Genomic DNA, 11,010 nt, shown 5'->3' on the forward strand with positions numbered 1-11,010 from the left:
GCGCCCGCCTGCGGGACTCGGCCAGCGTCTGGCAGGGCTTCTCCGACAGCAGGGCGGCGCTGGCCGACCTTGCGACGTCTCATAAGCTGATTGCCATGACCAATGCCCGGCGCTGGGCTCTCGACCATTTCGAGAAGCAGCTCGGATCGCCCTTTTTTGCCACCTTCACTGCCGACGATACCGGCACGGAAAAACCGGATCCCGCCTTTTTCCAGAAAGTCTTCGATTTCGTGGCGTCGCGCGGCGACAGCAAGGACGACATCCTGCACGTCGCGCAAAGCCAGCATCACGACATCGGCATATCCCGGGCGCTCGGCATGACCAACTGCTGGATCGAGCGCCGTCATGCCCAGAAGGGCTATGGCGGCACGATCGAGCCCGAGCGCTTCACCGTGCCGGACTACCACTTCACCTCGATGGCCGCATTTGCGGCGGCCGTGCGGGAGAGCATGAAAGAACGAACCTGAACCCAAGCCCGGAAAAGCCGCAGCAAGACGCGCGTCCTGACCAACCAACGAAAGGGGAATGACATGACCGACAAGATCACCAACTGGACCGGAGCAGACGATGCGATGGTCGAAAACGCCATCCGGCGAGGCGCGAGCCGCCGCGAACTCCTCAAGATGCTGCTGGCGGGCGGCGCCGCGGTTGCCGCGGGCGGCGTTGTGCTTGGCCGTGCCACGCAGGCCGTCGCCGCCACGCCGGTCTCCGGCGGAAACTTCAAGGCGGCCGGCTGGTCGTCATCGACGGCCGACACGCTCGATCCGGCAAAGGCATCGCTCTCCACCGACTATGTCCGGTGTTGCTCGCTCTATAACCGTCTGACCTTCCTCGACAAGGATGGCAAGACGCAGATGGAACTGGCCGAAAGCATCGACAGCAAAGACGCAAAGACCTGGACGGTGAAGCTGCGCAAGGGCGTCACCTTCCACGACGGCAAGGACCTGACGGCTGACGACGTCGTCTTCTCGCTCAAGCGCCATCTCGACAAGGCGGTCGGCTCCAAGGTCGCCAAGATCGCCGCACAGATGACCGGCTTCAAGGCGGTCGACAAATCGACGGTCGAAATCACCCTGGCCGATCCGAATGCCGACCTTCCGACCATCCTGGCGCTGCACCACTTCATGATCGTGGCCGACGGCACCACCGACTTCTCCAAGGGCAACGGCACAGGCGCCTTCGTGCTGCAGACGTTCGAACCGGGCGTCCGTTCGGTCGTCACCAAGAACAAGAACTACTGGAAGTCGGGCAAGCCCTATCTCGACTCCTTCGAATTCATCGCCATCAGCGACGACAGCGCCCGGGTCAACGCCTTGCTTTCCGGCGATATCAATTTTGCTGCCGCGATCAATCCGCGCGCAATGAAGCTGCTGCAGAGCCAGCAGGGCTTCGAACTGTCGAAGACGACCTCGGGCAACTATACGGACCTCAACATCCGGCTCGACATGGATCCGGGCAGCAAGGCCGATTTCGTGACCGGCATGAAATACCTCGTCAACCGCGAGCAGATCGTGAAATCGGCATTGCGCGGCCTCGGCGAAATCGGCAACGACCAGCCCGTCTCGCCGGCGAACATCTTCCACAATGCGGACCTCAAGCCGAAGACTTTCGATCCGGACAAAGCGAAGTTCCACTTCAAGAAGGCGGGCCTGCTCGGCCAGTCCATTCCGGTGGTCGCCTCGGACGCCGCGACCTCGTCGATCGACATGGCGGTCATCATCCAGGCCGCCGGCGCGGAAATCGGCATGAAGCTCGACGTTCAGCGGGTCCCATCCGACGGCTACTGGGACAATTACTGGCTCAAGGCGCCTGTCCATTTCGGCAACATCAATCCGCGCCCGACGCCGGACATCCTGTTCTCGCTGCTTTACGCCTCCAACGCGCCCTGGAACGAAAGCCAGTACAAGTCCGAGAAGTTCGACAAGCTGCTCGTCGAGGCGCGCGGCCTCCTCGACCAGGCCAAGCGCAAGGAGATCTACGGGCAGATGCAGACCATGATCTCCGAGGAAGCAGGCACCATCATCCCGGCCTACATCTCCAACGTCGATGCCCTCTCCAGCAAGGTGAAGGGTTTGGAGGCGAACCCGCTCGGTGGCATGATGGGGTACGCAATGGCGGAATACCTCTGGCTCGAAGCCTAAGAGGCGCCTGCAGGGGACCGGTCAGCCGGTCCCCTGCACTGCATTGCGCAAGATTGTTTGGCCGAACGCAACCGCAGGGAGCTTCCATGAAGTCTGGGGTTCTAAACCTCGTGCTGAAGCGGCTGGCGATCGCGATCGTCACCCTTCTGATCGTCCTGTTCGCCGTGTTCTTCGCCACCAGCATGCTGCCGGGCGACACGGCGTCGATCCTGCTTGGGCAGGCGGCGACGCCCGAGGCGGTCGCCGGCCTGCGCGAGGCCATGCATCTCAACGATCCGGCGATCCTGCGCTTCCTGCGTTGGCTTGTCGGTCTGCTCCACGGCGATCTCGGTACCTCCTACGCCAACGAAATGCCGGTCGCGGCCCTGATCGGCGGGCGCTTCGTCAACACCATGAAGCTCGCCGGCATCACCACGCTGATCTCGGTGCCGCTGGCGCTGACGCTCGGCATCACCGCCGCCATGTTGCGCGGCTCCGTCTACGACCGCACCGTCACCGTGCTTTCGATCGGCGTGATCTCCGTGCCGGAATTCATGGTCGCGACCCTCGCCGTCCTGCTCTTTGCCGTTTATCTGAAATGGCTGCCGGCGTTGTCTTCGGTCAACGAGGCGCACTCGCTTGCCGACCTCGTGCGCATCTATTCGATGCCGGTGATTACCCTCACCTTCGTCATCTCGGCCCAAATGATCCGCATGACGCGCGCCGCGGTGATCGAAACGCTCTCAACGCCTTATGTCGAGATGGCGCTTCTCAAAGGCGCCTCGCGCAGCCGCATGGTGCTCAAGCACGCCCTTCCGAACGCGCTTGGGCCGATCGTCAACGCGGTCGCGCTCTCGTTGTCCTATCTGGTCGGCGGCGTCATCATCGTCGAGACGATCTTCAATTATCCCGGCATCGCCAAGCTGATGGTCGATGCGGTCGCGACCCGCGACCTGCCGCTGATCCAGAGCTGCGCGATGATCTTCTGCCTTGGCTATCTCCTGCTCATCACGGCCGCCGACATCGTCGCCATCATGTCCAACCCGAGGCTCAGATGACAGTGGCGCGCGCGGCATCCTCCCGACGGTCCTTCCTGGGCCACAGCTACAACCTCGTGGGCGTCGTGGCCTCGCTGGTCATTCTGGCGTGGACGCTGGTCGCGATCTTCGCGCCCTACATCATTCCCCATCCGATCGGCGATATCGTCGACGACGACTATTTCGGCCCGATGCGCCAGGGCCTGTGGCTCGGCTCGGACTATCTAGGGCGTGACATGCTCTCCAGGGTTCTCATGGGAGCACGCTACACCGTCGGCATATCGCTTGCCGCCGTCTCGATCGCCTGCTTTTCAGGGGTCGTGCTGGGGATGATCGCGGCCGTCACCGGCGGCTGGTTCGATACCTGCCTCAGCCGCTTCCTCGACGCCATGAACTCCATCCCCAGCAAGCTGTTCGGCCTTGTTGTCGTCGCCGCGGTCGGCTCATCGATCCCGGTGCTGATCCTGACGCTCGCCGTCATCTACATCCCGGGCGCCTACCGCTTCGCGCGGGCGCTTGCCGTCAACATCAACACCATGGATTTCATGACCGTCGCCCGCGTCCGCGGCGAGAGCACTATCTATCTCATCGGCTCCGAGATCCTGCCGAACATCATCCGGCCTGTGCTTGCTGACTTCGGCCTGCGCTTCGTCTTCATCGTGCTTTTGCTCTCCGGCCTGTCCTTCCTCGGGCTCGGTCTGCAGCCGCCTTTAGCCGACTGGGGCGCGCTGGTGCGCGAGAACATCGGCGGCCTGCCCTTCGCGGCCCCGGCCGTCATCGTGCCGTCGCTGGCGATCGCCAGCCTGACCATTAGCGTCAACCTCTTAATCGACAACCTGCCGCAGAAGATCAGGGACCGGGACGCATGACCAATCTCGTCGAGGTCAGAAACCTTCGGATCGAGGCAAAGACCGACGCCGGACGTCTGGTCGAAATCATCAAGGGCGTCAGCCTCGACATCGCCGATGGCGAGATCGTCGCCCTGATCGGCGAGAGCGGCTCCGGCAAGACGACGGTGGCGCTCTCCCTCATGGGCTATGCGCGGCCCGGCTGCCGGATTACTGGCGGCGAGATCAATGTCAACGGCAAGAACATGGCTGCGCTTACCGAGCGGGAACGCGCCAGGTTGCGCGGCACCGACATCGCCTATGTTCCGCAAAGCGCCGCCGCCGCCTTCAACCCCTCGTCGACCATCATGGAGCAGGTGATCGAAGTCACGCGCATCCACGGCCTGATGCCACCCGAGCAGGCGCGAAAGCGCGCGGTCGAGCTGTTCCGGGCCTTGTCGCTGCCTGATCCGGACGGTATCGGCGCCCGTTATCCGCACCAGGTTTCAGGCGGGCAATTGCAGCGGCTGGCGGCCGCCATGGCGCTGATCGGCGATCCCAAGCTGGTCATCTTCGACGAGCCGACGACCGCACTCGACGTGACGACCCAGATCGACGTGCTCAAAGCATTCAAGTCGGTGATGAAGGCGGGCGGGATAGCGGGAGTCTATGTTTCCCACGACCTCGCGGTGGTCGCCCAGATCGCAGATCGCATCGTGGTGCTGAAGGGCGGCGAGGTGCAGGAGACCGGCACGACGGCCGGAATCCTTTCGGCTGCCCAGCATCCCTATACACGGGAATTGCTGGCCGCTTTCGAGCCGAAGTCGAGGCAGATACGGGCCGATGAAGATTCCGGACCAAAACCGCTGCTTCGCATCGACAATCTGATAGCCGGATACGGCCCGGTGAAACGTGACGGGCAGCCGGTTATCCGCGCGGTCGATTCCGTCAGCCTGATCGTGGAGAAGGGCCGCAATCTCGGTGTCATCGGCGAGTCCGGTTGCGGAAAATCGACGCTGGCGCGCGCCATCGCGGGCATTCATCCAGCGGCGACCGGCGATATCGTCTTCGACGGCAAGGCACTGGAGCGCGCCGCCCGGAAACGCACTCGCGACCAACTGCGCGAGATGCAGATCGTGTTCCAGTATGCCGATACCGCGCTCAATCCCGCCAAGCCCATTGAGGACATCATCTCGCGACCGCTGGCCTTCTATCACGGGCTCGACAGGCAGGCGCGCTCGAAGCGTGTCGACGAGTTGCTCGACATGGTGCGCCTGCCGAGGTCGCTGCGCTACCGTCATCCCTCGGAGCTCTCGGGCGGCCAGAAGCAGCGCGTGAACTTCGCGCGCGCGCTGGCGGCCGGTCCGAAGCTCATCATCTGCGACGAAATCACCTCAGCGCTCGACACGGTTGTAGCGTCCGCCGTGATCGAGCTGCTCAAGGAGCTGCAGCGCGAGCTGGGGCTCTCCTATATCTTCATCAGCCACGACCTCTCCGTCGTCGAGGCCATCTGCGACGAGATCATGGTCATGTACAATGGTGAGCGGGTGGAGCAGATCACGCCCGACAACGTCAAGTCGCCCACGCACCCCTATTCCAAACTTCTGTTCTCCTCCGTGCCGAAGCTCGATCCGACCTGGCTCGACGGCCTCGTCCGCGACCCCGAGCTGGTCAGCCAGTACGGCCACCGCTGACCAAACTGACCGTAGGGGATTCGCCGGACTACAGTTGCGAGCAGAGCCGGTAGGCCTCATAGATTGACGAGTAGATGTCCCTGCTGGCGACCGCGTCTCCAATGCGGTGCAGGACGAAGGATCCTGGAGCTTGGAGCCCTTGCACCCCCTTTGTCGCCACTCCCGTCATGAGCGCGATGTCGGTGACGCCCTTATTGGCGGAGCGGGCACGCAATTCCTGGTAGATATCTTCCATAGGTGCCGTGCCGCGCTCGACAATGAGTTGGGCCGCGGTCATTTCCGTTTCTGCACCGGTGAGCTCATGCCGGAACCGGGCGGCGATGCCGTTGCCGTGGCGCGCTGCCTTGATGAGCCGCAGATCGCCGACGACGCGGATGCCGAGTTCGGACGCGAGTTTGCGGAAACTGACCCGGTCCGGATAGGGTGTCTCGATCGCCAGGGTGTCGTCCGCCATGGCCACGCTGACCGCATGTCCCAGGCGGGCAAGATGCAGGGCACAGGATATGGCGGCCTGGCGTCCAGTCTCATCGTAGATGAGCACATCGGCCTTCGCAGGCACGACCCCGGTCAAGATGTCCCAGACGCTGTCGCAATGTTCAGCGCCCTCCAGCCACTCCATGTCGGGGATGCCGCCTGTGGCGACGATAACGGCATCCGGTTTCTCGGCAAGCACTCCATCTGCGTCCGCATAGGTGTTGAGACGGACGTCTACGCCGAGGCGCGCGACTTCGTCGATGCGCCAGTCGACTATACCGAACAGATCCTTGCGGTCGGAAGCCGAGGCCGCAACGAGCACCTGCCCGCCGAGCCGGGCCCCGGCTTCGAACAAGGTCACGCTGTGCCCGCGCTCGGCGGCGACCCGGGCCGCCTCCATTCCGCCCGGACCGCCGCCGACGACGACCACCCGTTTCGGCGTTTCGGTCCGGTCAATGATGTGGCTGACGGTCGTTTCATGGCCGCTGGCGGGGTTGTGAATGCAATGGACCTTCTTGTACAGGCAGTAGGACGCGCCGATGCACGGGCGGATGCGGTCTTCTTCGCCCCGCATCACCTTGTTGACGATATGCGGGTCGGCAATATGCGCCCGGGTCATGCCGACCAGATCGACAAGGTTTGCGCGGATCGCGTGCCGCGCCGTGGCTACGTCCCTGATGGCGGCGGCGTGGATGACCGGCAGCCTGGTTTCCCGCTTGAACTGCCCAACCAACGGCAGAAACGGCGCGCTCCTGATAAACATGCCGGGCATATTCTGCTCGGCCAGTGACAAGTCGGTGTCCATACGGCCGAAGATGCAGTTGAAGAAATCGACATGGCCTTCGCGCTCGAACAGCCGGGCGAAGGCAAGGCCTTCCTCGAAATCCGATCCGTCGTCGACCGCCTCGTCGATCACGAAGCGGATCCCGACGGCGAAGTCGTCGCCCACCGCGCGGCGGATCGCTTCGTGAACCATCAGCCCGAAGCGCGCGCGGTTTTCCAGCGAGCCGCCGAAAGCGTCCGTGCGCCTGTTGGTTCTGCGCGACAGGAATTGGCCGATCAGATGGCCGCCGGTGACGGTCTCGACGCCGTCCAGGCCGCCGTCAACGCAGCGCCTGGCGGCACTGGCGTAGTCCTTGACGATCCTGTCGATGTCCGCGGCGTCCATTTCTTTGGGGAAATTCCGGTTTCGCGTCTCGCGGACGCGTGACGGCGCAACCGGGGGCAACCAGTGACTGGCATAGGCAGTAGCGCGCCGGCCGAGATGCGAGACCTGACACATGACCGTCGCGCCGTGGCGATGAATTCGCTGCGACAGCGATTGGAGATGGGGGATGATGCTATCGCTGGAAAGATCCAGCTGACCGCCGCCCCAGCTCGAATCGGGCGACGTCATAGCCGAGCCGCCGACCATAGTCATCGCCAGGCCGCCGCGCGCCTTCTCTTCATGATAGCGCTGATAGCGCTCGAGCGGCAGGCCACCCTCGTCCAGCATTGAGGCATGACTGGTGCTGACGACGCGGTTGCGCAGCGTTAGACCCTTGAGCCGAAACGGCTGAAGCAGTGGATCGCCGGATGTGCTCCCCGCTTGGAATGCCGCTGCCGGCACATGCTGCTCCGAACCATTCATGAGGGTTATAGTTCGCGATTTGCAGGACTGCAGGAAAGCTTGAAAATTGTTGGGGCGGCTATACGCTTGGCGTATGGCTGGCTTCGCAAAACTCGTTCCATCCGCACGCGGACTCCTCGTTTTCGAGGCCGCTGTCCGTTCAGGAAGTTTCACGGCCGCAGCGCGCGAGTTCAACGTCACGCAACCCTCGATCAGCCGCAGCATCGCTCAGCTGGAGGTCGATCTCGGCGTGGCTCTGTTCACGCGCGGTCCAACGGGATTGTCCCCGACCCCGGAGGGGCGCGCCCTCTATTCGGCTGTACGGGAAGGATTTGACAGCATCGAGGAGGCGATCGGCACGATCAAGCGGAACAGTGCCGCAAAGCCGGTGGTTACCCTTTCGCTCTCGAGCTCTCTCGCTACGCACTGGTTCGTTCCGAGGTTAACGGCGTTCAACACGCGATTTCCCGACGTGGACCTGAGGTTCGAACTCATCGCCGGCGTTCTGCGAGGACCCGCCGAGAATGTCGAGCTTGCCACCAGAATCCTGGCCGACGACGACACCCACTATCACCGCTGGGCCTTCTCGCCGGAAATCATCGTTCCGGTGTGCAGCCCATCCTATCTGTCGCACCACGGCCGCTTGAACCATGACTCGGACGGCGAAGGTCATATCCTGCTTCATCTCACCGACGCCAAGGAGCAGTGGCTGGACGCCTGGGGCAGCGTAGCCCACCGCAAGACCAGCAGGGCGAAATGGCTCGAATTCTCGGACTACGCGGTCGTGCTTCAAGCCGCGATGAACGGAGAAGGCGTGGCGCTCGGCTGGCTCAGCAATGTCTCAAGGGCACTGCTTCAGGCAACGCTCGTTCCGGCCTCGGACAGGCAGATCAACACCGGACGGATCCATGAATTGATTGCACCTCGCTCACGGCCAGTGCGGCCGATCGTCTCCGATATCCGCGCCTGGATGATCGCCGAGATGCAAGCCGAGTTGAAAGCGTTGCGCGCACTATTGCAGCCCGGGGTCCTGTAGCCCGGACCGCAGCAGACAACTGCAGCGCCCGGCACAGCTACCCGCTGACTACATGGGAAACAGGCTGGGCAGCGGCATGTGCGATTTGACGATCGGCGACTTCAGCACCACGAAGCTGAAATACTTGTCGATGCCGATATCCATATCGGTCAGCCGCTCCATGATCGTCTGGTACTCGCCAATCCCGGCGGTCACGAATTTCATCAGATAGTCGTAACCGCCCGACACGAGGTGGCATTCGATGACCTGATCGATCTTCTCGACGACGGCGAGAAAGCGGGCAAAGTCCACCTGGCGATGGTTCTTCAAGGTGATTTCGGTGAACACGGTCAGTGTCTGGCCGAGCTTGCCGATGTTGACCTGCGCGGAATAGCCCTCGATATAACCTTCCGACTGGAGCTTCTTGACCCGCATCAGGCACGGGCTCGGCGACAGGTGCACCAGTTCGGCCAATTCCACATTGGTGATGCGGCCGTTCTTCTGCAATTCATGCAGAATCTTGATGTCGATCCGATCCAGTTTCACGTCCATCTCCGAAGAACGCAAGCCACAGCACAAAATGCCGCCACTTCTCTAGCCGTGACACTACCACAGCCCGCAGGCCTGTCTATCCGATGGGCCTGCTCTGACACGCAGGGACTCTCGATTTCATTGCGCGCTACGGAATAAAATTCTGCCTGAAGCATAACTGCGGCAGCGGCTGCCTGCGCAACGCGCTAGATTCGAGCCTCGAAGCAGAGAGAGGACCATGCGCGCGCCGCTGCAACAGATCGAGACATCCGGCGAACTGCCGCAATCCGCGGATGCGGTGGTGATCGGCGGAGGCATCGTCGGCGTCTTCGCGGCCTACTACCTGGCTAGGCGCGGCTTGAAGGTCGCGCTTGTCGAAAAAGGACGCATCGGCGCCGAGCAATCCAGCAGGAACTGGGGATGGTGTCGCCAGCAGAACCGCGACGCCCGCGAACTGCCGATGGCGACGCGCAGCCTCGATCTCTGGGAGTGCTTTGCGGCAGAAAGCGGCCAGGACACCGGCTTTCGCCGCTGCGGCCTGCTCTATCTCAGCAATGACGAGGCGGAACTGGCCGGCTGGGCGCGCTGGCGTGACTTCGCCAGAACGGCGGGCGTCACCACGCACATGCTCGACAGCGCCGAGGCCAGCGAGCGGGGCCGCGCCACCGGCAGGACCTGGAAAGGCGGCGTCTTCTCGCCGACCGACGGGACCGCCGATCCGTCGCAGGCCGCGCCAGCGGTCGCCCGCGCCATCCTCCAGCTTGGCGGCACGGTGCATCAGAATTGCGCCGCGCGCGGTATCGAGACCGAGGGCGGTCGCCTGAGCGGCGTGATCACGGAAAGCGGTACGATCCGGACGAAAGCGGCGGTTTTGGCCGGTGGCGCCTGGGCGTCCTCCTTTTGCCGCCAGTTCGGTTTCCGGTTTCCGCAGGCCTCGATCCGCTCCTCCATCCTGTCCGTCTCGCCCGGCGCGGGGGGCTTGCCGGATGCGCTGCACACGGCAAAGATCTCGGCGACGCGGCGCGGTGACGGCGGCTACACCCTCGCCATAAGCGGGCGCGGACGCGTCGACGTGACGCCGCAGCAGCTGCGCTTCGCTTCGCAGTTCGTCCCCATGTTCCTGAAGCGCTGGCGCAGCCTCGCGCCCGGCGGGTTGCAGGGGGTGCGCTCAGGCCACGAAACGCTCCAACGCTGGCGGCTCGACCGGCCGACGCCGATGGAGCGGATGCGTATCCTCGATCCGATGCCGGATCAGGCGACCATCCGCCTGACCCATGCCCGCGCGCTCGAGCTGCTGCCTGCGCTGCGGCAGACGAAGATCAGCGCGGCCTGGGCGGGCTACATCGACAGCACCCCGGACGGCGTGCCGGCCATCGGCGAGATACACGCCGTTCCAGGCTTCTTCCTGGCTGCCGGATTTTCGGGTCACGGCTTCGGCATCGGACCCGGTGCCGGGCACCTCGTCGCCGATCTTGTCACCGGGTTGGAGCCGATCGTCGATCCGAAATCCTACGATCCGCGGCGTTTCGATGCTTCGGCGTGGGGCAAGGTCGCCGACTTCTAGTTTCAAACGCGACATTCCGACATCGCTTGGCAGGTGAACCCTCCGGATTGCATCAGCTCTCCCGAAGAAAGGCGCCGATGGGGGCAGGCCGGATGGGGGCCTGCCCGCGAAACCGGCCGACATCCTCGGGCCTACAGCC

At 63.5% G+C, this 11,010-nt stretch carries 9 protein-coding genes; 7 read left to right on the top strand and 2 right to left on the bottom strand.

The genetic code is table 11. From position 1 onward, the window contains the following. The 5 genes from EOA79_RS24565 to EOA79_RS24585 all read left to right on the top strand — a co-directional run. Positions 1-467, top strand: a 467-nt coding sequence (locus tag EOA79_RS24565; RefSeq protein WP_164893935.1) for an HAD-IA family hydrolase, incomplete at its 5' end; no start/stop codon positions are given. A 63-nt stretch (positions 468-530) separates the two neighbouring features. Next, positions 531-2,141, top strand: a complete 1,611-nt coding sequence (locus tag EOA79_RS24570; protein WP_095825758.1) for an ABC transporter substrate-binding protein — start codon at positions 531-533, stop codon at positions 2,139-2,141. 86 nt (positions 2,142-2,227) lie between these two features. Beyond that, positions 2,228-3,178: an ABC transporter permease gene (locus tag EOA79_RS24575; RefSeq protein WP_066989177.1), complete on the top strand. Its 951-nt coding sequence runs from the start codon at positions 2,228-2,230 to the stop codon at positions 3,176-3,178. After that, positions 3,175-4,026, top strand: coding sequence for an ABC transporter permease (locus tag EOA79_RS24580; protein ID WP_066989179.1), 852 nt, complete (start codon positions 3,175-3,177; stop codon positions 4,024-4,026). Before EOA79_RS24575 ends, EOA79_RS24580 begins: the two co-directional genes overlap by 4 nt. After that, positions 4,023-5,678, top strand: a complete 1,656-nt coding sequence (locus EOA79_RS24585; protein WP_095825759.1) for an ABC transporter ATP-binding protein — start codon at positions 4,023-4,025, stop codon at positions 5,676-5,678. The genes EOA79_RS24580 and EOA79_RS24585 overlap by 4 nt, the downstream gene beginning before the upstream one ends. A gap of 28 nt (positions 5,679-5,706) precedes the next feature. On the opposite strand, the gene EOA79_RS24590 is transcribed toward EOA79_RS24585, so the two are convergent. Then, positions 5,707-7,782, bottom strand: a complete 2,076-nt coding sequence (locus EOA79_RS24590) for an NADH:flavin oxidoreductase (RefSeq protein WP_095825760.1) — start codon at positions 7,780-7,782, stop codon at positions 5,707-5,709. 73 nt (positions 7,783-7,855) lie between these two features. On the opposite strand from EOA79_RS24590, the gene EOA79_RS24595 reads away from it, so the two are divergent. Further along, on the top strand, positions 7,856-8,797 hold the full coding sequence (locus EOA79_RS24595; RefSeq protein ID WP_127334715.1) for a LysR family transcriptional regulator: 942 nt from the start codon (positions 7,856-7,858) through the stop codon (positions 8,795-8,797). Between the two features lie 48 nt (positions 8,798-8,845). Here EOA79_RS24595 and EOA79_RS24600 read toward each other — a convergent pair whose 3' ends face one another. Next, complete coding sequence (locus tag EOA79_RS24600) at positions 8,846-9,322, bottom strand: Lrp/AsnC family transcriptional regulator (RefSeq protein ID WP_066989429.1); 477 nt, start codon at positions 9,320-9,322, stop codon at positions 8,846-8,848. A gap of 223 nt (positions 9,323-9,545) precedes the next feature. Here EOA79_RS24600 and EOA79_RS24605 point away from each other — a divergent pair, with 223 nt between their 5' ends. Beyond that, on the top strand, positions 9,546-10,871 hold the full coding sequence (locus EOA79_RS24605; protein WP_095801055.1) for an FAD-binding oxidoreductase: 1,326 nt from the start codon (positions 9,546-9,548) through the stop codon (positions 10,869-10,871). The last annotated feature ends 139 nt before the right edge of the window (positions 10,872-11,010 follow it).

Source organism: Mesorhizobium sp. M1A.F.Ca.IN.020.03.2.1, from assembly GCF_004023205.1.
Classification (GTDB): domain Bacteria; phylum Pseudomonadota; class Alphaproteobacteria; order Rhizobiales; family Rhizobiaceae; genus Mesorhizobium.